The following is a 21,131-nucleotide window of genomic DNA, read 5'->3' on the forward strand; positions in this document are numbered from 1 at the left end:
GCTTGCGCCCCTTTCTTTAATTGTCGTCTTCATCGAAGTCATCATCCTCATCCCCCGCACCCATGTCAAACATGGAACTGAACAGGTCCTTAAACTGAAGCCCGGTGTCCAAAAGCTTTTTGCTGAGTTGAGAATACTCTGCTAGTCCATGTAGCGCAAACTCCATAAAAAACTCCTTTTCCTTTTCGGGCAAGGTTTTTACCATCTGGGTGACCACTTCCTCAAGACCCGGGACGGAATGAAGCAAGGTTTTATATTCTTTTTCGGATTGGGAAGCTAAAATATCCAGTTCATTTCCCTCCCCAAACCAGGCCAAAGGAATCACGTAAGGATTTCCGTTTTTGTCCTTTTTCTTTTGCTCAGGGGAAGGGAAATAGTTCACAAACTGGGTACGGATCGCTTTGCCGATCAGGTTGTAAGCCACGAGTCCGGCGCCTTCCTGCTCTCCTTCATAGACTAGCTCTACCTTTCCGGTAATTGCCGGAATCACTCCAATGAGATCGGCAATTCTCACTACTGTGTTTGTTTCTCCATTGAGATAAAGTCTTCTTTCCGCAGCGGAAATCAGGTTTTCGTAAGCCGAAATGGTCAATCGAGCCGACACCCCGCTTTTTTCATCCACAAACTCTGAACCTCTTGCTTCGATCGCAATCTGCTCGATGAGGTCTTTCATCAGTTCGGGCACATGGATCTGGTTCACTGGCTTTCCAGCCAAATTGGCTTCCTGCGCGGTGATTTTCTTGCCGATCTCAATAGACTTCGGGTAGTGCGAGATGATCTGACTTTCGATTCGGTCCTTGAGCGGAGTCACAATACTGCCCCGGTTGGTGTAATCTTCAGGATTAGCGGTGAAGACGAACTGAATATCCAAGGGCAATCTCAGCTTAAAGCCACGGATTTGGATATCGCCTTCTTGGAGAATGTTAAAGAGCGCCACTTGAATTCTCGCCTGTAAGTCCGGCAGTTCATTGATTACGAATATACATCGGTGAGAACGTGGCACTAGACCGTAGTGAATTACCCGCTCATCGTTGTAGCTAAGCTTCATAGTTGCGGCTTTGATCGGGTCTACATCTCCAATGAGGTCTGCCACAGAGACATCGGGAGTGGCCAGCTTTTCAGCGTAGCGATCTTCCCGATATAGCCAAGTGACCGGCGTATCATCCCCCTTTTCCTCTATCAGATTTTTTGCAAAAGAGGAGAGCGGGTGCATCGGGTCATCGTTAAGCTCCGAACCGAAGACCACTGGCACATATTCATCCAAGAGGTGAGTCATCATCCGGGCGATACGGGTCTTGGCCTGACCGCGTAGACCAAGTAGGTTGATGTTGTGACGGGAAAGAATCGCCCGCTCAATGTCAGGGATCACCGTGTCCTCGTATCCCCAAATTCCTTCAAATACATTTTCTTTCCGCTTGATTTTCAGAATCAGGTTATCGCGAAGTTCTTCTTTGATAGACTTGGATTGATAGCCGGAGGCCTTGAGTTGGCCGAGGGTTTTGATTTGAGTGGGTTCTTTTCCAGTCAGTTTTTGGTAGTCCATGTGGGTTAAAATCGTTTGGTTCGGTTGCGTCTGTAATCTTCAAAAATGAGGTCACCGAGCCCCTTCAGGCTGCTGTAATAGGCATTGCCGTTGTTGACTTTGGTAAACTCCTTTACAAATTCTTTGAGGTAGGGGTCCGAGGCGATCATGAAGGTCGTCACGGGGATTTTCAGTTTTCGGCATTGGGCAGCCAGTTTCAATGTTTCGCTGAGGATTTTGCTGTCTATACCAAAGGCATTTTTATAGTACTTGATCCCGACTTTGAGACAAGTGGGCTTGCCGTCGGTGATCATAAAGATTTGCTTGTTGGGATTTTTTCTTCGGCGAAGCAAATCCATCGCAAGCTCTAGTCCAGCGACGGTGTTGGTATGATATGGACCGACTTGTAGGTAAGGCAAATCCTTGATTTCGATCTGCCAGGCATCATTCCCAAAGACAATCACATCCAGCGTATCCTTGGGATAGCGGGTTTTGATCAGTTCAGCCAAAGCCATTGCCACTTTTTTTGCAGGAGTGATTCGATCTTCCCCATACAAAATCATGGAGTGGGAAATATCGATCATCAATACCGTGGAGGTTTGGGAGCGATATTCCGTCTCTACCACTTCCAGATCGTCCTCCGTAAGCAGATAATCTCCAGAAAGTCCATGATTGGCTTGGGCATTTCGAAGGGAGTCAGTCAGGGCAATTTGATCCAAGTTGTCCCCGAATTCATAGGCCCGACGGTCAGTTCCTCTTTCCTCGCCCTGTCCGGAGTGCGTGGTTTTGTGCTGACCGGATTTGCCGCGCTTGAGTTTGCCGAAGATTTCTTCCAAAGCCGATTTTCTAATTGTTTGTTCGGCTTTTCCAGTGATTTTGAACTCTCCTTTTTGGTTTTCCTCAGTCAGATAACCCTTGGATTTGAGGTCTTCGATAAAGTCCCCGATACCGTAGTTGGGATTGGTGAGATTGTATCGTTTGTCCAGATTGGTGAGCCAACTCAGGGCTTCGGCGACATCTCCTCCGGTCATGGTCACGAGCTGCAAAAAGATGTTTAGCAGGTTTTCGAAGGTATTTTTCTCCGGGTCTTGAGGTGGGACGTATTGAGTAAATCGGAAGCCTTTCATAGGAAGACGCTAGAGATTAGATACAAGAGACAAGATTTTGTTAACAAGTAGCTGGTATCTAATATCAAGTTTTTAAATAATTGAGTTTGTTGAGGGTTTAACAAAGCGGGGCCCTGCTGAGTTTAATAAGGGACTGAAATTCTATAAAAAAATGAAAAACTATCACAGTGCAGTAGGAATAGTGACGGCGGTATTGATCGTTTTTGTCACTTTGATTCAATTGGATATTGCCCATCTATTAATCTGGGCGATTTTCTTGGCTGGGCCGTTTTTGATTTTATGGATGGTGTGGGCTGTACTAGCTGCACCGGTTGAGATTCAGGAGACTTTTGAGGAACGATGGTATCAGGATCGGGAGGATTTCAGGAGGGGCTAGGACTATTCAGTTTGAGAAAAATTCCTTTGGCGAAAGGACACGGATTTCTCTGGCATATTTAAAGTCCTTTTTATCCCTTGTGACCAAAAAATCACATCTATTCATTAAAGCCGTATAGTACTGCAAGGCGTCTTCTTTGTCTTTAAAATCGGACTCTAAAGACTTATATATCAAATCTTTGCCTGCTGAAAGTATATCGCAAGCTTTAAAAAAGAGACTCATAGTAAATTCAGAGTAAGGCAATTTGTACACATTAAAGGCCAAGTAATAGAGATTTCCAATACTGCTTTCAGCTATTTGAAGTTTGGCTAGGCCGTTGGCATGCAATTCCAAAAATAATTTTGCTTCCTTGAAAAATGGCTCTCTTTTGCCAATGATGTCTAAGACCACATTGGTATCCAAAAAAATCTTAACCATATTTTTCTTTCAAATATTTAGTCAAAGCTACTTTGTCGGACTCTAGTGGTACCTTGGTAGAATCCATTTCCTCTAGTCTTTCCAAGAGTTTTTTAGCAGCAAGTTGTGATTCTGAGTATTGAACAGAAGGATCTTCTTTTTCAAAAATATCCTCAATCATTTGGGAAAGAGAAATTCCTTGGCTTGCTGCCCTTCTCTTGGCTTTTTCCACCACTTCTTTTTTAATGGTCAAGGTTAGTTTTGTCTTCATGATCACACGTGTTTTTATGAAATATACGTGTCTTTTACTAGAAGTTTTAAATTTCCGCTTTAAAATGATTTAAACTACTTTTCGAATCCTATGACCCCCGCCGAAAAACACGCCCAAATCCTCAAATCCACTGCCAAGCGATTGGGTTTTGACTTTTGCGGGATTGCCAAGGCGGAGTTTTTGGAGTCAGAAGCTCCCAGATTGGAGGATTGGCTGAATCGAAACTATCAAGGGAAAATGGCCTACTTGGCCAATCATTTTGACAAGCGTCTCGATCCTACCAAACTGGTCGAAGATGCCAAAACAGTGGTTTCCCTGATCTATAACTACTATCCGGAAAAGCAGCTTCCTCATCAGCCTGAAGACCTCAAACTGGCCAAATACGCTTATGGAGCTGATTACCATCACGTGATTCGGGCTAAGCTCACCGAGTTTTTGGAAGTGCTGCGGGAAGAAATCGGCGAAATCAACGGGCGATCGTTTGTAGACTCGGCACCGGTGATGGAGCGGCAGTGGGCGCAACGGGCCGGATTGGGATGGATTGGGAAAAACAGCTTGCTTCTCAATCGGCAGATGGGCAGTTATTTCTTTTTGGCCGAACTGATCCTCGATTTGGAGGCAACTCCCGATACGCCTTTGGCTAAAGACTACTGCGGCACTTGCACCGCCTGCATCGACGCCTGCCCAACCGATGCGATCGTGCAGCCTGAGGTGATTGATGCTTCGAAGTGTATCTCCTATTTGACTATCGAACTCAAAGAAGCTATTCCTGATGAATTTTCCGGAAAGATGGAAAATTGGGTATTTGGCTGCGATATCTGTCAGGATGTATGTCCTTGGAATCGCTTTTCCAAACCTCATCACGAACCGGCTTTTCGACCCAGTGAGGAATTGGCTAATTTTTCCAATAAGGAATGGGTCGAAATGACTGAAGAAACCTTCAAACGGGTATTTTCCAAATCCGCCGTCAAGCGGACCAAATTTGCCGGATTGAAAAGAAATATCGATTTTATAGGGGTAAACAACTCCTAAGTCATGCTTCAAAAGTCTCCATTAAAGCAATTTCAGAAGTTATTTAAAACTCAGCATAAGAAAAGACCGGCTCATAAAGTAGGCCTACCTCCTGCAGCCTTGGTCTTCACCGGAGACAAAAAACAGGAGGAGGTCTTTATCAATCTGATTGGGTATGATGAATTGGTTTTTTTTCAGGAGCGGGTCACTCTGGACCAACTTCGAAAGCATCTGGAGCATAAAAAGAAAGTAGTTTGGATAGATGTCGTAGGCTTGCATGATATTTCCCTTTTGGAAGAAATAGGTCAGCTTTTTGGCATTCACAAACTCACCCTGGAAGATATTCTGGATGTGGATCAGCGTCCCAAAATGGAGGTGTTTCAGGAATATCTTTTTGCAACACTAAAAATGATCCAATGTCCCAGCCCGGAATCACCTATTCACGAAGAGCAGGTAAGTTTCCTGATGGAAAAGGAGGTTTTGATCACTTTTCAGGAAAAAGAAGGAGATGTCTTTCAATTTGTACGGGATAGACTACAAGATCCCAAGCGGGCTATTCGGCATCGGGGCACCGACTATTTGCTCTATGCTCTTTTGGATGCAGTGATCGATAATTATTTCACGGTGATGGAAAACATCGGCCTTAGAATCGAAAATCTCGAATCTCAAGCCATGCTGGACCCTGGAAATGAGACCTTACAAACCCTCTACCTGCAACGCAGAGAGATGATGGACCTCAGGCGTTCGGTATATCCACTCCGGGAGGTAATTGGGTCTTTTGACAAGTATGCGGAACACAGGATTTCTGCCGAAGTGCGGCCATTTATTCGGGATTTGTATGAAAATACCATTCAGGTCATTGAGACCATGGAGGTTTTTCGTGATATGTCTTCCGGTGTATTGGACCTGTACATGAACAGTCTGTCCAACCGAATGAACAACGTGATGAAGGTCCTGACCATCATATCTACCATCTTCATTCCCCTCAGCTTTGTAGCAGGTGTATATGGGATGAATTTCGAAAATATGCCGGAGCTGCAATTCAAAAACGGGTATTTCTACGTCCTGGGAGGGATGGGCTTTGCGGCCTTGGGGATGCTTTTTTACTTTCGCTCCAAAAAATGGCTTTAGCTTATTGAAGCTTGAGGATGACTCGTTTTTTGCTGTCTTTCAGCCATAATTGTCCGCCGGTGACCTGATAGCGTTCTACTGACTTGAGCGTTTCGAGAAATTTGTTTTCGAAAGCCTGATTTTGGCAAGCCATCATCGTAACGCCCAAATTTCCGAAGGAAATTCTGTTCTTTTTTTCCAATTCGTAAGGACCAAAAATGCGATTGCAGCTACCATTTCCAGTTACTGTTTTGTCGGAAGCATTATAATATAAATGGGCATCCTGAGGGGAATTGGAAGTTTGTACCGGCACGCCCAACATTTCCACTACAGTCCATTGCTTATTTGTCCAGCTGGCATCCGGCATGGAAGATTTGCAGGAAGAAAAAGCAAGAAAGGACATTAAAACAAAAAACAATGATCTTGTACTCATGGTTGTTTAGTTGGTTTGATTTCTATAGTATAAGCTGATTAATCCTGAATAGGTTTCTTTTTCGGCGTTCAAATATTGGACCTAAAAAGCTTTCAAGCTGATATCCAGGCTACTTACCGAATGCGTAAGGGCACCCATGGAAATGTAATCCACACCGCATTCGGCTACTTCCACCAAATTGGATTCGGTGATTCCTCCTGAAGCTTCCGTGCCCATTCTTCCATTGATCCGCTTCACGGCTTCCTTCATGGTGTCGGGGTCCATGTTGTCCAGCATAATGAAATCCACTCCGCCTACCGCCAGGACTTGGTCCACCTCTTCCAGATTTCTGGTTTCCACCTCGATTTTGAGATTTAGCTGATGGTCATCCAGATAGTTTTTTGTTCGCTCTATTGCCGGTCGTATTCCTCCGGCAAAATCTATGTGATTATCCTTCAGCATTATCATATCGTACAGGGCAAAGCGGTGATTCACTCCTCCTCCGATCAATACGGCCCACTTTTCCATTAGGCGGAAATTGGGGGTAGTTTTTCGGGTATCCATGAGGCGTGCTTTAGTGTGGGAGATCAGCTGGGTGAGCCGATGGGTCTTGGTAGCGATGGCACTCATGCGCTGCATGCAGTTCAATACCAAGCGCTCAGCAGAAAGAATGGAACCTGAGGGTCCAGAAACGAGCAACCCCAGGTCACCACTTTGCACCTCGTCTCCATCTTTTTTCAAGAGCTCCACCCGGAGTTCCGGATCTACGGCTTGGAAAATGTGAGTGGCCAGTTCCACCCCTGCGAGTATTCCCCGCTCCTTGACCAGAAGTCTGGCTTGTCCTTTTTTCCCATCAGGGATAGCGGCTAAGGAAGAATAATCCCCGGGGCCAATATCCTCTTGCAAAGCTGCTGTAATAAAGGATTGGAGGGCTTCCGGGGTTAGATAGGGTGGTTTCATCCCTCAAAAATAGTCAAAACTATCCGTTCGCTTGAGGTAGTCAGTTTTTTACAAAATCGAGACTGTAAATTCTAAAGCTGTTGTTGGAATCGGATACTTTTATAAAAACCCGATAAATGCTTGTGCTACTGGTATATTCACCAATGTAGGTACTGATACTTCCGGGAGATTCTTTTTGATACAAAATGCTAAAGCCTTGGGAAGGGTTTTTTTTGAAAAAGTCTTTTAGCACCAATTCAGCTTGGTTTCTGGAATAGTCACCCTGCTGCCCGTTGATATTCAAAGTGATGCTGTTTTCAAAAAACCGGGCTAGGTCATTGCTGGATCCACTTTCCAAAGCAGAGATGATAGGGTCTATGGAAGGTACTGTTTCCTTCTCTTCTGAAAAAGGAGAAATGACTAGGAAAAAGAAAAAAAGGATTTTCACGATGAGCATCGACCCAATTGGGCAAAATCCAAGCCAAAAAAATCAGGTTGAAATTCATTTGTTTGGCTAAGAAAGAGATCAAGTCAATCTTTGTCAAAAACAATCTCTTGGGCTACTTTGGAGTGAAAAGTAATATATTTGCGCCATGGACAGGAAAGTTTTATTGATGATTTTGGACGGCTGGGGATTGGCAACCAATCCTGCGGTCTCTGCGATTGACAAAGCAAAGACCCCTTTTGTAGATAGCCTCTATGAGAAATATCCTCACTCCACGCTGGAGGCCTCCGGCCTGGCTGTGGGACTTCCGGAAGGGCAAATGGGCAACTCAGAAGTCGGTCACATGAATATCGGTGCCGGTCGGGTGGTCTACCAGGATCTGGTAAAAATCAATCAGGCAGTCAAAAACAAAGAACTGGATGAACATCCTGTTTTGGTCTCCGCATTCGCGAAAGCTAAAGAGGGAAATAAAAAAGTTCACTTCATCGGACTAGTATCAGATGGAGGTGTCCATGCCCATATCGATCACCTGAAAGGGTTATGTGACGCGGCAAAAGCCAATGGATTGGAGCAAGTATTTATCCATGCATTCACCGACGGAAGGGATACCGATCCCAAAGGAGGAGTACGCTACTTGTCTGATCTTCAGGATCACTTGAAGAATTCTGTCGGACAAATAGCCTCTGTAGTAGGCAGGTACTACGCGATGGACCGGGACAATCGTTGGGAGCGTGTAAAGCTTGCCTATGATGCTTTGGTACATGGCGAGGGCGAAAAATCAAAAGATATTCTGGCAGCGATTCGAAAGTCTTATGACAATAACGTCACAGATGAGTTTATTCGCCCAATTATCGCTGTGGGAAATGAAAACAAGCCTCTTGCTACTATTCAAGATGGAGATTTGGTGATATGTTTCAACTTCCGCACAGACCGAGGTCGGGAGATCACTCAAGTTCTCACCCAAAAGGACTTTGAGGATTATCACATGAAAAAACTCAACCTGGACTACATCACCTTTACCAATTACGACGATACATTCAAGGGTGTAAAGGTTTTGTTTGAAAAGGACAACTTGAACAATACCCTAGGCCAAGTATTGGCTCAGGCTGGGAAAACCCAGATCCGAATCGCTGAGACTGAGAAATATCCTCATGTGACCTTCTTTTTCTCAGGAGGCAGGGAGACAGAGTTTGAAGGAGAAAGCAGAATACTTTGCCCTTCTCCCAAAGTGGCAACTTATGATCTCAAGCCGGAAATGAGTGCTTTTGAGATTGCGTCCAAAATTTCACCTGAACTCAAGAAGAAAAAAGCAGACTTTATTTGTCTCAACTTTGCCAATGCTGACATGGTGGGCCATACCGGAGATTTTGACGCTGCCGTCAAAGCCTGCGAGGCCGTGGACGAATGCTCCAAGCGGGTAATCACCACTGCTTTGGAAAATGATTACACCGTATTGGTCATCGCGGATCATGGCAACTCAGACATGATGATCAATGAGGATGGCTCTCCCAATACTGCCCATACGACCAATTTGGTTCCCTTTATATTGGTAGACAAAAATCAACAATTTCCAGTCAAAGACGGAAAATTGGGAGATTTGGCTCCTACGATCCTCAGACTAATGGGGCTGGATATCCCTTCCGAAATGACTGGGGAAATCCTCATTGAAGCATGAAAGTAAAATTTGCGCATTTAATTATCCTCTTGATAGTCGGGTGTCTTGCCTGCGATTCGGCAAGAAAAGAAGTCAAGATGGAGAAGCTTCCGTATTTTGACCTCAAAGGATTTATGGATTTGGAAGTAGCCAAATTGGATGGAGTATCTGTTTCAAAAGTCTCCCGAATCAATGGAAATGAAAAATCAGCTGAGGTTACACTTTCCAGTCAAGAATGGAAGGAAGAATTCCAGGCTTTCTATGAGGCGGATATCAATAAACCATCCCTAGCCCTTTCCTACTCCACCAATGCCTATTTCGAATACCTGATTCATGCGCTTTTGCCTGATGAAAAAGGAAATGTCAAAGAAATCAAAATCAAATACAACAAAGACTATCCTTCTTCCATCACCTTTAAGATGAAAAATGAAAACTTGTTTTTTTCCACTGCAACTTCAGGGGAGTTTTACCTCAATCAGGTCACCCAAAAACTCGATCACTACACCATTGAGACCACACAGAAAGTGGTCTTCATGAAGCCAACCAACATCAAAATCTCAGGAGTAGTCCGATAAGGCCCTACTCCTGAGTTCCCTTTTTAGCGATCAAACAAAGGAGGCCTTTTTGCCTGCCAGTCTGTATTTTCCTGGATCAATCTACCCAACATGATCAATTTTTCTTCCTCAAAAAGATTGGCTAGCAAAGTGATTGAGGTGGGGCTTCCACTTGTATTGAATCCATTGGGAAGGCACAAAGCCGGATGACCTGTCAGATTGGTAATCTGCAGCTGCTGTCCGGCAAAAGAAGGCGTGACGATCACGTCAAAGTCCTTCATTAGTTCGTGCATTTCCTGAATCAAAAGGCTACGCTGCCGACTCATCTGTACGTATTCCACCGCAGGAATGAACCGGGTGGCACGGAAAAGGTTGGGCCATGCGTTTCTTCGCTGTGCGACCAGCTGATCATCCAGATTCAGGCGGGTGAGTTCGTCAAAAGCCGCTGCTCCTTCCACCATCAGCATACTGACGATCGGCGCAGGATCGATGGCCGTTTTGAGTTCTAAGGGATGAAGTTCAATCCCAAGCTTTTTCAATTCTTCCAAAACCTGACGGTCGTTTTCCTGTCCTGGCCGATCGCCTTCAAAGAAAGGCTGGAAATAGCCTACTTTGAGTTTTTTTACGTCTTTTTTCGAAGAATAATTGAAAGCGGCTTCAATCGTCGAAGGATCCCCTGGGTCTGCACCATTGATGATGGAAAGGACGATGGCATTATCCAAAGTAGATCGGGAGATGGGGCCGATTTTGTCCATAGACCAGCTCAGGGCCATGGCTCCGTGCTTACTGACTCTGCCGTAGGTCGGTCTGAGTCCGGTGACTCCGTTTCGGGTGGAGGGAGATACGATTGACCCGAGGGTTTCTGTCCCAATTGCAAAAGGGACCAATCCCGCACTCACGGCAGAGGCTGAACCTGCCGAGGAGCCGCTGGAGCCCTGTGCTAGATTCCATGGATTTTTGGTCACACCTCCATACCATATGTCTCCCATGGCCAAAGCTCCCAAGGTAAATTTGCTCACCAAGACTCCCCCGGCCTCATCCAATTTCTGGACAACCGTAGCGGTCTCATTGATGACCTGATCTTTGTAGGGCATAGCGCCCCAAGTTGTTTTAGTTCCTTTTACAGCTAAAAGATCTTTGATGCCATAGGGTATGCCGTGAAGAGGTCCCCGGTAGGTTCCAGCTGCTAATTCCCGGTCCATTTCTTTGGCTCTTTCCAAAGCCGTGCCCTCCATCAAGGTGATCAGGCATTGAAGGGTATCGGAATAGGTTTTGATCCGGTCTAGATAGATTCTGGTAAGTCGTTCGGATGTTATTTTTTTGGTTTTGATCAATACCGAAAGATGACTCACAGGAAGGAAAGCGATGTCGTGGTCTGCCCCTGGTAGCTCTACTTGGTCCGGAAGACCCCAATCGTATTCTCTTTGGTCTTGAGAGGGGATGAAACCCTTTGGCAATGGATTAAAAATCAGGGAGGGAGAGACTGAATTGTCCAGTTTGGTTTTGCGAAGGGTCTCCAAATTATTCCGCTGATTATTCAGATTGGTAAGCATGCTGTCTTTTTCCTCCGGTGAAAAAGAAAGCCCAATCAAGTCGGCAGCGGCATCAATGGCAGCCGGAGTGATTTCCCCGGCTTTTTTTCCCAAGGTAAATCCCAAAGCCAAAAAGCTAAGGGCACCCAAAATGATAAATGCAGGTTGGGTTGTGTGGTTTTTTGTTTTCATTGGATAGTTTTGTGTTCAGTCCAAACTAGACAACCGCCAAGGTGTTTAATTAGAGCAGAAAAATCAAACCACTCATGGAGCAAAATTCACCCTTTCCAGTTTTCCCGATGCATTTCCGAGGATTGCTCCTTTTGGCGGGCATCTACACGGTATGCTGGTCGGCATTTTATAAGTGGTATGGCGAGACTCTTTTGAGATGGTTGGCGATGGATGCAGAGCTTACCCAATTCCCCCCTTTCAATTATTTTGGGACTTTTGGCTTGCTGATTGGGCTGATTTTATTTGTGTCTGCGTTTTACCCGATCAGTTGGGTATGGCTGATTTTGGCGGGGATTACAGGGAAAATAATTACAGCCATTTGGTTTTCCTTGGGCTTTATTCCTGACCTAGGCTGGAATAAGCGGACTATTTTCCATCTGGTTTTCAATGAATTGCTCTGGTTGATTCCTTTGATTTTGATATTCCTGCGGAGCCTTCAGGTTAAAAATTATCTTCTGGAGCAAGAAAAAAAATAAGCAAAAAGCACCAGATGTGCCTTTTGCTTTTAGGGTTTTTCAAATTAAAGAAGTAAAATCAAAAGGAGAATAATGATAATGATGGCTCCAATGGAAAGATAAATTCCCTTTCCTTCGGCCTCTTTTTTCATCTCTTTGAGTTCTTGTTTTACTGCTTTTACTTCGGCTTTGCTCATGGCTTTAAAATCCATAGCTTTAATTTCATCAATTCGGGCTTCCATTTTTTCCAAATACTGAAGCTGTTCTTCAGTAAGGTCTTTTTTGGGTTTTTTGATTGGTGCGGCTTCGAGAAGTCCCATGGAAGCAATCAAAACCAGGATGGTGAGTAGTTTTTTCATAGAAAAAGAAGTTTAGGTTTAGTTGAAATTTAGAGATTTTAAAAATTGAATCCAATATATACTCTTTACTGAGGGAAAAAAGGACTCTCCCGTTTTTGAAATTTGTAACTTGGAGGTTCAAATAAGTTACAATTCTCCCCCATGTCTCAAAATCAACCTCATAAACTTTTTCTTCTGGATGCGATGGCCCTGATTTACCGGGCGCATTTTGCCTTCAGCAAAAACCCAAGAATCAACTCCAAAGGGCTCAATACCGGTGTAATGCTCGGATTTACCAATACCCTTCTGGAAGTTTTGGAAAAAGAAAAGCCGAGTCACATAGCCGTAGCTTTTGATACCTCTGCCCCTACTTTTCGACATACCCAATTTGAAGCCTACAAAGCCAATCGACAGGAGCAACCAGAGGATATTACCGTCTCCATTCCTTGGGTCAAAGAAATAGTAAAGGCCTTCAAAATTCCCGTTTTGGAAATGGATGGATTTGAAGCGGATGATATCATTGGCACACTGGCCAAAAAAGCCAAAAGAGAAAATTTCACAGTCTATATGATGACCCCGGATAAAGACTATGGTCAGATTGTGGATGATCATATTTTTCTCTACAAGCCGGCCTTTATGGGCAATGGAGTCGATGTCATGGGGCCAAAGCAAGTCTGTGCCAAATGGGATATCGAAAATGTAGACCAAGTTCGGGATATCCTTGGGCTGATGGGTGATGCAGTCGACAATATTCCAGGAATCCCGGGCATCGGCGAAAAAACCGCCGTCAAGCTCCTGAAAGAATACGGCTCCGTGGAGGGATTGATTGCCAATGTGGACAAGCTAAAAGGCAAGCAAAAAGAAAACGTGGAAAATTTTGCCCAGCAGGGCCTTTTATCCAAAGAACTGGCTACGATCAAAATAGATGTTCCCATCGATTTCGACGACGAAGACCTTCGATATGATGGATTCGATGAGGAAAAGCTCAGAGCTATTTTTTCTGAATTGGAGTTTAGAACACTTGCGAGCAGGATTTTTAAAGATGCTGGCTCCAAAAAAGCAGGGATTGCTGCTCCGGCACAAATGGACCTTTTCAGTACCGCTGCAGCAGTCAGTCCTGCTACCCCGTCTGAAGGAGATGAAGTAGAGCAAGCTGTCCCATCAGCACCCCAAATGCTGGAAACGATTCATTCCAATGCTCATCGCTACCATAAAATCAAAGGAAAAGAAGCCATAGAAGAGTTGGTGGAGTTTCTGCTATTGCAAAAAGAAATATGCTTTGATACGGAAACGACCGATCTCGATGCGATGAAGGCTGAGTTGGTAGGGCTTTCCTTTGCATACTTCGAGGGAGAGGCTTTTTATATTCCAGTACCTGCAGACCAAAAAGAAACCCAGGCTATCCTTGAGCAACTGCGTCCTATTTTGGAAAATGAAGAAATTCTAAAAATCGGACAGAATATCAAATACGATATGCTGGTGCTGAAAAACTATGGGGTCGAAGTCAGAGGCACGCTGTATGACACCATGCTGGCCCACTACCTGATCGAGCCGGAAGGCAAGCACGGCATGGACTGGCTAGCCCAGCAATACCTAAACTACAGACCGGTTTCCATTACCGAGTTGATCGGGAAAAAAGGGAAAAATCAAGGCAATATGCGGGATGTGGATGAGGATGAAGTCACTGCCTATGCTGCGGAAGATGCAGATATTACCTTGAGACTGAAAGGAAAACTCGACCCGATCATCCAATCCAATGGTCTGAAAAAGCTCTTTGATGAAGTCGAAAATCCGCTGATTCGGGTCTTGACCGACATGGAGTTTGAAGGAGTACGAATTGATACAGAGAGCTTGGCGGAGCTTTCAGTGGCCTTGGATGAGGAGAGCAAAGAAATTGAGAAGCGGGTGTATGAGTTGGCTGGGGTGAGATTTAACCTTGCTTCGCCAAAGCAACTGGGTGAAGTACTTTTTGAAAAGCTCAAGCTCGATCCCAAAGCCAAAAAGACCAAAACAGGCCAATATGCCACGGGTGAGGAGATCCTGAGCAAGCTGGCCGACGAGCATGAAATCGCGCAGGCGATTTTGGACTTCCGGCAAATGGTCAAGCTCAAATCCACCTATGTGGATGCTTTGCCGACCATGATCAATTCCAAAACCGGAAGGATTCATACGACTTATAATCAGTTTGTGGCAGCGACAGGCCGACTTTCTTCCATCAATCCCAACCTCCAAAATATTCCGATCCGAACTTCCAGAGGTCGGGAAATCCGGAAGGCTTTTGTGCCTCGAGACGAAAATCATGTCTTGCTGTCGGCGGATTATTCTCAGATTGAATTGCGTCTGATGGCGGCTTTTTCTCAGGATGAGTCCATGCTTGAGGCTTTCCGAAACGGTCGGGATATCCATGCCACTACAGCCGCCAAGATCTTCAAAGTGCCTTTGGAAGAAGTGACCTCGGATATGAGAAGAAAAGCCAAGACAGCCAATTTTGGGATTATTTACGGGATTTCGGCTTTTGGTTTGGCGCAGCGACTTTCCATCCCGAGAGGAGAAGCCAAGGAGATCATCGATGCCTACTTCACTGAGTTTCCTGCAGTGAAAGAATACATGGACGGTGCTATCGAGAAAGCCCGAAAGCATGAATATGTGGAAACCATCCTCGGTCGCCGCCGCTACCTCCGTGACATCAACAGCCGAAATATGACTATGCGCGGCTTTGCCGAGCGCAACGCCATCAATGCCCCGCTTCAGGGCTCTGCAGCGGATTTGATCAAAGTGGCCATGATCCATGTGCATGACTGGATGAAGAAGGAGAAACTGAAATCTAAAATGATCCTTCAAGTACACGATGAATTGGTCTTTGATGCGCACAAAGACGAGGTGGACTTGCTCAAAAAGCATATTCCCGGATTGATGTCCAATGCCATCAAGCTCCCTGTGCCTATCGAAGTGGAAGTGGGTGTAGGGACAGACTGGCTGCAGGCGCATTGAGTATTGGTAAGATTTTATACACAAGATGCAAGATTTGGGAAAGGGGTGAGCCTAAGGGTAGTTGATACTGATTTTTCAGACAAAACTTGACGTTAAAAAAAAAAACTTAAGTAAGGTCCTAAAATCAAGGATAAAGGCAAATATTTCAAGAGTGTCGTAAATCAAAAATCGTAATTCGTACCTCCATATGGCTAAAGTCAAAACCACTTTTTTCTGTCAAAACTGCGGTGCGCAAAGTCCCAAGTGGCTTGGAAAATGCCCTGCTTGCGGGGAATGGAACACTTATGTGGAAGAAATCCTCCAAAAGGAAGAAAGCGGGAAAGGGAGTTGGAAACCGCAAGGCTCCGGACTCAAAAAAGCCAGTGTCCCCAAGAAAATCGCCGAGGTCAACTACGAAGAACAACCCCGCTGGATCACTTCCGACCCGGAACTGGACCGCGTGCTTGGGGGAGGGATTGTTTCGGGTTCATTGGTTTTGATCGGGGGCGAACCCGGAATCGGGAAATCCACGCTCATGCTACAGATTGCCTTGACGCTAAAAGGGAAAAAAGTACTGTATGTCTCAGGCGAGGAAAGCGAAGCCCAAATCAAGATGCGAGCAGACCGTATGGCTGCCAAAAATCCGGATTGCTACGTCCTTTCAGAGACCAATACCCAGCAGATTTTTCAGCAGATCGAAATCTTAAAACCTGACTTTTTGATCATTGACTCCATTCAGACACTGAATAGTCAATATGTGGAATCCGCCGCTGGTTCGGTCTCTCAAGTCAGAGAGTGTACAGCCGAGCTGATGAAGTTTGCCAAGGAGACCGGTACGCCTGTCTTCCTGATCGGTCACATCACCAAAGATGGTTCCATCGCTGGACCCAAAGTCCTAGAACACATGGTGGATACGGTATTGCAGTTTGAAGGAGACCGACACCTGACTTACCGGATTCTTCGCACCTCTAAAAACCGATTTGGCTCTACTCATGAATTGGGGATCTATGAAATGCGGGCCGAAGGATTGAGGTCTGTGGCCAATCCATCCGAAATTCTCCTGACCCAGCGGGAAGAGGTTCTAAACGGCGTGGCTATTGGTGCAATGATGGAAGGGAATCGCCCGCTATTGATTGAGATCCAATCCTTAGTTAGTCCCGCCACTTATGGTACTCCACAGCGAAGCAGTACCGGTCACGATGCCAAGCGATTGAATATGCTTTTGGCTGTTTTGGAAAAGCGTGGAGGGATGCGCTTGGGGCAGCAGGATGTGTTTTTGAATGTAGCAGGTGGGCTGAGAGTGGATGATCCAGGATTGGATTTGGCAGTTTGCGCCTCGTTGATTTCCAGCTATGAGGATACGCCTGTATCGGAGCAGATTTGCTTCGCCGGAGAAGTCGGTTTGGGAGGGGAGATTCGTGCCGTATCCCGAATCGAAAACCGCATCGCTGAAGCAGAAAAATTAGGCTTTAAAAAGATCGTAGTTTCCAAATACGCCGTCAAAGGCTTAGACCTGAATAAGTTTAAAATACAAATCCTCCAGGTGAGCAAGCTGGAGGAGATGTATCAGTTGATATTTTAAAAATTTGAACTTTAATCCAATGTATTTTTAGAGGATTAAATTTTCAATTTTATGAAAGCTCTCCTCACCATCGGACTCCTTGTCCTTTCCAACACCTTTATGACCTTGGCTTGGTATGGTCATTTGAAGTTTGCCGAGTGGAAATGGTTTAGCAAACTCGGGCTGGTCTCGGTGATTATGATCAGTTGGGGAATTGCACTTTTTGAATATTGCTTTCAGGTGCCTGCCAATAAAATCGGGTTTGCTGGTAATGGAGGACCTTTTTCGCTCGTACAGCTGAAGGTGCTTCAGGAAGTGATCACGCTGGTGGTATTTATGATTTTTACCCTGATCGCTTTTAAAAATGAAACCTTAAGGCTAAATCACCTCATCGGAGCTATTTTTCTTATTTTGGCTGTCTATTTTATTTTCAAAAAGTAGCCAAAAGCTCATGCGATTTTCAATTTTACTGATTGCCTTGTTGGTTTTTTCTGCCTGTAAAGAAGAAAAAGCAATTCCTCCGAATATTGTCTTGATTTTGACGGATGATCAGGGATATGGTGATCTTGGAGTCCATGGGAATGAGGTAGTCAAAACTCCCAATTTGGATCGCTTGGCAGCGGAGTCAGCCCGTTTTGACCGATTTTACGTCAGTCCGCTCTGTGCTCCTACGCGCGCAAGTTTATTGACAGGTCGATATCATTTGCGTACAGGCGTCGTGTCGGTTTCTAAGGGTTTGGAAACGATGGATGCTGAGGAATATACTTTGGCTGAGCTTTTTCGTGACAATGGCTATCGAACCGGAATCTTTGGCAAGTGGCACAATGGGCAGCATTATCCCCATCATCCTTTGGCTCAGGGCTTTGAGGAGTTTACCGGGTTTTCTGCAGGGCATTGGTCCAATTATTTTGATACCCATTTGGAGAAAAACAGGGAGGAAATGGTCTTTGAAGGCTATTTACCGGATGTGTTAACAGAGGAAGCCTTGGATTTTATCCGCAAAAATAAAGACCAGCCCTTCTTTGCCTACTTGCCTCTGAATACTCCCCATAGCCCTCACCAAGTACCGGATGAATATTTTGATCCGTACAAAATTTCCGGCTTGAGTGATGAATTGGCAGCGATCTATGGGATGGTGGAAAATATAGATTGGAATGTGGGTCGGATCATGAATCTCTTGAAAGAACTGGATTTGGATGAAAATACCTTGGTGATTTTCCTTACCGACAATGGTCCCAATGGGCAGCGGTTCAATGCAGAAATGAAGGGTGTGAAAGGGTCTGTTCATGAAGGGGGAGTTCGGGTGCCGAGTTTTTGGAGGTGGAAAGGTGAAATTCAGCCTCAGGAGATTTCTACTGCTGCCGCTCATATCGATGTGATGCCGACTTTGACGGATCTTTTTGGTTTGGAGAAAAAAGAAGGAAAACCATGGGATGGGGTTTCTTTGGTTCCACTTTTTAAAGGAGGAGAAATACCGTATCGAAGTATTTTTTCTCATGTAGCCCAGCTGGATAAAGAACTAAAAGATAGGCCGGGTGCCATACGGAAGGATTCCTTGCTTTTGACTCTTTTTCCCAATCGCTCCGAACTTTATGATTTAAAAAATGATCCCAAGCAGTTGGTGAATTTGGCACCGGGTAAGTTGGAATTAGTTAGCTCTTTGGAGAAAGAATACCGGGAATGGTGGCAAGAGGTGACTGAAGAAATAGAAATGGATCGACAGATTCCTATCAGTGATTTGGCACCAGAAATTGCCCTTCCTACCTATGAAGCAGAACTCAAGGGGGATTTAAAATTCTTTGAGGGACATGGATGGGCCCAAGATTGGGTGACTAACTGGAAAAATGAATCGGACAGTGTTGTTTGGCCATTGAATGTGATCGATTCGGGAGAATTTGAGGTTTGGTTGGAGTATTCAGCAGCTCCCAATCAGCTAGGTGCTGAATTGAACCTTTCGACTTCTTCAACCAACTTGACTCAGACTTTGGATCAAGGCCTTGAATCCATTCCAATCCCAAGTCCTGATCGAGTCCCCCGAAAAGAAGCTCCAGAGCAAACCTGGAATAGAATTCTTTTGGGTCAGATCCAACTTGCAGAAGGCAAGGAAAAATTAATCCTCTCGGCAAAAAAGATCCCATCAGAGGGATTGGGAGATATATTTAGTATCCGTCTTTTGCCAAAGAATAAATGAATACCATGAATAATACACCCCAAAAAGACCTCACACTTGATCCGGAAAACTGGGATCAAATGAGAGCCTTAGGCCATCAGATAATTGATGATCTCTTTGATTATTGGCAGTCTATTCGAGATCAGAAAATCTGGAAACCTATGCCCGATGAGGTCAAGGAATTTTTAGATCAACCGATTCCTGAAAAAGGACAAAATCCTCAGGAGGTTTACGAGGAGTTCAAAAAGTATATTTTCCAATACAATAAAGGCAATGTACATCCCCGATTTTTTGCCTGGATTCAGGGGACGGGCACGCCCATGGGGGTCTTGGCTGATCTTTTAGCCTCAGGTATGAATCCAAATACTACAATTGGAGAACATTCAGCGATGTATGTGGATCGCCAAGTCGTGAATTGGTGTAAGGAAATGATGAATTTCCCTGCGGAGGCTTCAGGAATTCTGGTTAGCGGCGGGTCAATGGCCAATATCACTGCATTGACCGTAGCCCGTAATTCATTTGGAGAAGAGCAGATTCGAAAAAAAGGATTGAAAGCCGCTTCAGCACAGTTGGTGCTGTATTGTTCGGTGGAAACCCATTCCTGCATTCAGAAAGCAGCTGAAATCATTGGCTTGGGGACGGATTCGGTCAGAAAAATCGGAGTGAATGCCAAATATGAAATGAATGCCGACGAACTGGAACAGCAAATCCATCAAGATATTCAAGAGGGATTGCTTCCTTTTGCTGTAGTCGGCACCTCCGGCACTGTGAATACCGGAGCTATCGATCCGATGGAGGAATTGTTGGCCATTTCCAGAAAATATGGTTTGTGGTTTCATGTGGATGGAGCCTATGGGGCTTTGGCCAAATTAGATCCTGTTTATTCTGAGCGTTTAAAGGCAATTGAAGAGGCTGATTCCTTGGCTTTTGACCTGCATAAGTGGCTATATGTACCCTATGAAGTGGGTTGTACGCTGATTCGGGATGCCAAAAAGCATCGGGAAGCCTTTGCCATCACCCCGAATTACTTGCTTCAGGAGTCCCGAGGTCTTTCCGGAGGTTTGGATTCGATCAATAATTATGGTTTTGAATTGTCTAGAGGGTTCAAAGCCCTAAAAATCTGGATGTCACTCAAAGAGCATGGCCGGGAGAAATACGCTCAAATGATTGCCCAGAATAATCGGCAGGCGGAATATTTGGCGAGTTTGGTAGAATGCCATCCCAATCTAGAATTAATGGCTCCTGTTTCCATGAGCATTACTTGTTTTCGAATGGTAAAGCCAGGTCTTTCTGAGAATCAGCTTAGAGAACTTAATCGAGAAATCCTTCTTCGCATGCAGGAGGAAGGCATTGCTTCTCCAAGCAGCACCATTTTAAATGGAAAATACACCTTGCGTGTAGCCAATGTCAATCAACGAACCCGAATGGAGGATATAGATTTGTTGATTAGAGAAGTTTTGAGGCTTGGATCTGAGATTTAGTTTAAGCCAAAATTCAAAATTCTCCGATCAGTTGGCGTAATTTTCGCTGATGAAGGTTTAAACTTTTAAAACAAATATGAAAAAGATCAAACTAGTACTACTTGTAGTTGGGCTTGCCCTTATTTCAACTGTTGAGCTTCAAGCTCAAGAATTAGGTCTCCGATTCGGAAATGTCAATGGGAATAATGTAGCCTTAGACGGAGTATTTGCCTTAGGTGAGTTTAGCCGAATTCATGCCGATGTAAGCTTTGGCAACGGAGGTGTGGGAATAGATGCTCTATGGAACCCTATTTATGATAATATTTCTTCCTCAGATTTCATGTGGTATGCGGGCTTTGGTCCCTCTCTTTTTCTTGCTGATGATTTCAGATTTGGAGCAGCCGGGGAGATCGGATTGGAATATCCCTTCGCAGATGTTCCCATAACTATAGGGTTGGATTGGAGACCCTATTTTATTTTGGTAGAAGAAACGACGTTTGATGCAGGAGGATTTGGATTAAATATCCGATGGAGGTTCAATTAATTCCTTATTCAGTTATAGAAAGCTACTTTTGGGTAGCTTTTTTTATAGGTCAT

Annotated in this window: 21 protein-coding genes; 12 read left to right on the forward strand and 9 right to left on the reverse strand. The window is 44.8% G+C overall.

All coding sequences use genetic code 11. The features are described from left to right. Positions 1–16: 16 nt before the first annotated feature. Positions 17–1,543, reverse strand: a complete 1,527-nt coding sequence (locus tag AAA943_RS20015) for a P-loop NTPase family protein (protein ID WP_338226148.1) — start codon at positions 1,541–1,543, stop codon at positions 17–19. Positions 1,544–1,548: 5 nt separating this feature from the next. Beyond that, positions 1,549–2,649 (reverse strand): vWA domain-containing protein, encoded by a 1,101-nt coding sequence (locus tag AAA943_RS20020; RefSeq protein ID WP_338226149.1) that lies wholly within the window; start codon positions 2,647–2,649, stop codon positions 1,549–1,551. Between the two features lie 151 nt (positions 2,650–2,800). On the opposite strand from AAA943_RS20020, the gene AAA943_RS20025 reads away from it, so the two are divergent. Further along, a complete protein-coding gene (locus AAA943_RS20025; protein WP_338226150.1) occupies positions 2,801–3,025 on the forward strand; it encodes a hypothetical protein in 225 nt (74 codons plus the stop codon). Between the two features lie 6 nt (positions 3,026–3,031). Here AAA943_RS20025 and AAA943_RS20030 read toward each other — a convergent pair whose 3' ends face one another. Both AAA943_RS20030 and AAA943_RS20035 read right to left on the reverse strand, forming a co-directional pair. Then, positions 3,032–3,442, reverse strand: a complete 411-nt coding sequence (locus tag AAA943_RS20030; protein ID WP_338226151.1) for a type II toxin-antitoxin system VapC family toxin — start codon at positions 3,440–3,442, stop codon at positions 3,032–3,034. Continuing rightward, positions 3,435–3,674: a DUF6364 family protein gene (locus AAA943_RS20035; protein ID WP_338226152.1), complete on the reverse strand. Its 240-nt coding sequence runs from the start codon at positions 3,672–3,674 to the stop codon at positions 3,435–3,437. The genes AAA943_RS20030 and AAA943_RS20035 overlap by 8 nt, the downstream gene beginning before the upstream one ends. A 108-nt stretch (positions 3,675–3,782) precedes the next feature. Here AAA943_RS20035 and queG point away from each other — a divergent pair, with 108 nt between their 5' ends. Next, positions 3,783–4,724: a tRNA epoxyqueuosine(34) reductase QueG gene (gene queG, locus AAA943_RS20040; protein WP_338226153.1), complete on the forward strand. Its 942-nt coding sequence runs from the start codon at positions 3,783–3,785 to the stop codon at positions 4,722–4,724. A gap of 3 nt (positions 4,725–4,727) precedes the next feature. Further along, positions 4,728–5,834 (forward strand): magnesium/cobalt transporter CorA, encoded by a 1,107-nt coding sequence (gene corA / locus AAA943_RS20045; RefSeq protein ID WP_338226154.1) that lies wholly within the window; start codon positions 4,728–4,730, stop codon positions 5,832–5,834. A gap of 1 nt (position 5,835) precedes the next feature. Here corA and AAA943_RS20050 read toward each other — a convergent pair whose 3' ends face one another. From AAA943_RS20050 to AAA943_RS20060, 3 genes are all read right to left on the reverse strand, one after another. Beyond that, positions 5,836–6,246 carry an META domain-containing protein gene (locus AAA943_RS20050; RefSeq protein ID WP_338226155.1) on the reverse strand — a complete coding sequence of 137 codons (411 nt, stop codon included), beginning with the start codon at positions 6,244–6,246 and terminating at the stop codon, positions 5,836–5,838. A gap of 81 nt (positions 6,247–6,327) precedes the next feature. Then, the gene (gene nadC / locus AAA943_RS20055) at positions 6,328–7,185 is read right to left on the reverse strand and encodes a carboxylating nicotinate-nucleotide diphosphorylase (protein ID WP_338226156.1); all 858 of its coding nucleotides are present in this window, start codon (positions 7,183–7,185) and stop codon (positions 6,328–6,330) included. Positions 7,186–7,225: 40 nt separating this feature from the next. Further along, the gene (locus AAA943_RS20060; RefSeq protein ID WP_338226157.1) at positions 7,226–7,621 is read right to left on the reverse strand and encodes a DUF4783 domain-containing protein; all 396 of its coding nucleotides are present in this window, start codon (positions 7,619–7,621) and stop codon (positions 7,226–7,228) included. A gap of 136 nt (positions 7,622–7,757) precedes the next feature. On the opposite strand from AAA943_RS20060, the gene gpmI reads away from it, so the two are divergent. Then, complete coding sequence (gene gpmI, locus AAA943_RS20065; protein ID WP_338226158.1) at positions 7,758–9,284, forward strand: 2,3-bisphosphoglycerate-independent phosphoglycerate mutase; 1,527 nt, start codon at positions 7,758–7,760, stop codon at positions 9,282–9,284. Next, entirely contained in the window at positions 9,281–9,838 is a 558-nt protein-coding gene (locus AAA943_RS20070) for a helix-turn-helix domain-containing protein (RefSeq protein WP_338226160.1), read from the forward strand. Before gpmI ends, AAA943_RS20070 begins: the two co-directional genes overlap by 4 nt. Before the next feature lie 23 nt (positions 9,839–9,861). On the opposite strand, the gene AAA943_RS20075 is transcribed toward AAA943_RS20070, so the two are convergent. Continuing rightward, on the reverse strand, positions 9,862–11,541 hold the full coding sequence (locus AAA943_RS20075; protein ID WP_338226161.1) for an amidase: 1,680 nt from the start codon (positions 11,539–11,541) through the stop codon (positions 9,862–9,864). Between the two features lie 74 nt (positions 11,542–11,615). Between AAA943_RS20075 and AAA943_RS20080 the strand changes: the two genes are divergently transcribed. Further along, a complete protein-coding gene (locus tag AAA943_RS20080; protein ID WP_338226162.1) occupies positions 11,616–12,056 on the forward strand; it encodes a hypothetical protein in 441 nt (146 codons plus the stop codon). A 44-nt stretch (positions 12,057–12,100) separates the two neighbouring features. On the opposite strand, the gene AAA943_RS20085 is transcribed toward AAA943_RS20080, so the two are convergent. Next, complete coding sequence (locus AAA943_RS20085; RefSeq protein ID WP_338226163.1) at positions 12,101–12,394, reverse strand: hypothetical protein; 294 nt, start codon at positions 12,392–12,394, stop codon at positions 12,101–12,103. Positions 12,395–12,535: 141 nt separating this feature from the next. Here AAA943_RS20085 and polA point away from each other — a divergent pair, with 141 nt between their 5' ends. From polA to AAA943_RS20115, 6 genes are all read left to right on the forward strand, one after another. Next, complete coding sequence (polA, locus tag AAA943_RS20090) at positions 12,536–15,364, forward strand: DNA polymerase I (protein ID WP_338226164.1); 2,829 nt, start codon at positions 12,536–12,538, stop codon at positions 15,362–15,364. 187 nt (positions 15,365–15,551) lie between these two features. Beyond that, positions 15,552–16,925, forward strand: coding sequence for a DNA repair protein RadA (gene radA, locus AAA943_RS20095; RefSeq protein ID WP_338226165.1), 1,374 nt, complete (start codon positions 15,552–15,554; stop codon positions 16,923–16,925). 51 nt (positions 16,926–16,976) lie between these two features. Beyond that, on the forward strand, positions 16,977–17,345 hold the full coding sequence (locus tag AAA943_RS20100; protein ID WP_338226166.1) for a DMT family protein: 369 nt from the start codon (positions 16,977–16,979) through the stop codon (positions 17,343–17,345). Between the two features lie 10 nt (positions 17,346–17,355). After that, positions 17,356–19,095, forward strand: a complete 1,740-nt coding sequence (locus AAA943_RS20105) for an arylsulfatase (RefSeq protein WP_338226167.1) — start codon at positions 17,356–17,358, stop codon at positions 19,093–19,095. Positions 19,096–19,100: 5 nt separating this feature from the next. Next, on the forward strand, positions 19,101–20,555 hold the full coding sequence (locus tag AAA943_RS20110; protein ID WP_338226168.1) for a pyridoxal phosphate-dependent decarboxylase family protein: 1,455 nt from the start codon (positions 19,101–19,103) through the stop codon (positions 20,553–20,555). A gap of 76 nt (positions 20,556–20,631) precedes the next feature. Beyond that, on the forward strand, positions 20,632–21,078 hold the full coding sequence (locus AAA943_RS20115) for an outer membrane insertion C- signal (RefSeq protein ID WP_338226169.1): 447 nt from the start codon (positions 20,632–20,634) through the stop codon (positions 21,076–21,078). The last annotated feature ends 53 nt before the right edge of the window (positions 21,079–21,131 follow it).

Origin of the sequence: Algoriphagus confluentis (genome assembly GCF_036245625.1) — a bacterium.
Classification (GTDB): domain Bacteria; phylum Bacteroidota; class Bacteroidia; order Cytophagales; family Cyclobacteriaceae; genus Algoriphagus; species Algoriphagus confluentis.

Excerpts from the sequence above, each read along its gene's own strand:
- AAA943_RS20085 (WP_338226163.1), bottom strand. The coding sequence starts at position 12,394 with ATGAAAAAACTACTCACCATCCTGGTTTTGATTGCTTCCATGGGACTT.
- AAA943_RS20060 (WP_338226157.1), bottom strand. The coding sequence starts at position 7,621 with ATGCTCATCGTGAAAATCCTTTTTTTCTTTTTCCTAGTCATTTCTCCT.
- gpmI (WP_338226158.1), top strand. The coding sequence starts at position 7,758 with ATGGACAGGAAAGTTTTATTGATGATTTTGGACGGCTGGGGATTGGCA.
- AAA943_RS20080 (WP_338226162.1), top strand. The coding sequence starts at position 11,616 with ATGGAGCAAAATTCACCCTTTCCAGTTTTCCCGATGCATTTCCGAGGA.
- AAA943_RS20075 (WP_338226161.1), bottom strand. The coding sequence starts at position 11,541 with ATGAAAACAAAAAACCACACAACCCAACCTGCATTTATCATTTTGGGT.
- queG (WP_338226153.1), top strand. The coding sequence starts at position 3,783 with ATGACCCCCGCCGAAAAACACGCCCAAATCCTCAAATCCACTGCCAAG.
- AAA943_RS20020 (WP_338226149.1), bottom strand. The coding sequence starts at position 2,649 with ATGAAAGGCTTCCGATTTACTCAATACGTCCCACCTCAAGACCCGGAG.
- corA (WP_338226154.1), top strand. The coding sequence starts at position 4,728 with ATGCTTCAAAAGTCTCCATTAAAGCAATTTCAGAAGTTATTTAAAACT.
- AAA943_RS20100 (WP_338226166.1), top strand. The coding sequence starts at position 16,977 with ATGAAAGCTCTCCTCACCATCGGACTCCTTGTCCTTTCCAACACCTTT.
- radA (WP_338226165.1), top strand. The coding sequence starts at position 15,552 with ATGGCTAAAGTCAAAACCACTTTTTTCTGTCAAAACTGCGGTGCGCAA.
- AAA943_RS20030 (WP_338226151.1), bottom strand. The coding sequence starts at position 3,442 with ATGGTTAAGATTTTTTTGGATACCAATGTGGTCTTAGACATCATTGGC.
- AAA943_RS20115 (WP_338226169.1), top strand. The coding sequence starts at position 20,632 with ATGAAAAAGATCAAACTAGTACTACTTGTAGTTGGGCTTGCCCTTATT.
- nadC (WP_338226156.1), bottom strand. The coding sequence starts at position 7,185 with ATGAAACCACCCTATCTAACCCCGGAAGCCCTCCAATCCTTTATTACA.
- AAA943_RS20105 (WP_338226167.1), top strand. The coding sequence starts at position 17,356 with ATGCGATTTTCAATTTTACTGATTGCCTTGTTGGTTTTTTCTGCCTGT.
- polA (WP_338226164.1), top strand. The coding sequence starts at position 12,536 with ATGTCTCAAAATCAACCTCATAAACTTTTTCTTCTGGATGCGATGGCC.
- AAA943_RS20050 (WP_338226155.1), bottom strand. The coding sequence starts at position 6,246 with ATGAGTACAAGATCATTGTTTTTTGTTTTAATGTCCTTTCTTGCTTTT.
- AAA943_RS20070 (WP_338226160.1), top strand. The coding sequence starts at position 9,281 with ATGAAAGTAAAATTTGCGCATTTAATTATCCTCTTGATAGTCGGGTGT.
- AAA943_RS20110 (WP_338226168.1), top strand. The coding sequence starts at position 19,101 with ATGAATAATACACCCCAAAAAGACCTCACACTTGATCCGGAAAACTGG.
- AAA943_RS20015 (WP_338226148.1), bottom strand. The coding sequence starts at position 1,543 with ATGGACTACCAAAAACTGACTGGAAAAGAACCCACTCAAATCAAAACC.
- AAA943_RS20025 (WP_338226150.1), top strand. The coding sequence starts at position 2,801 with ATGAAAAACTATCACAGTGCAGTAGGAATAGTGACGGCGGTATTGATC.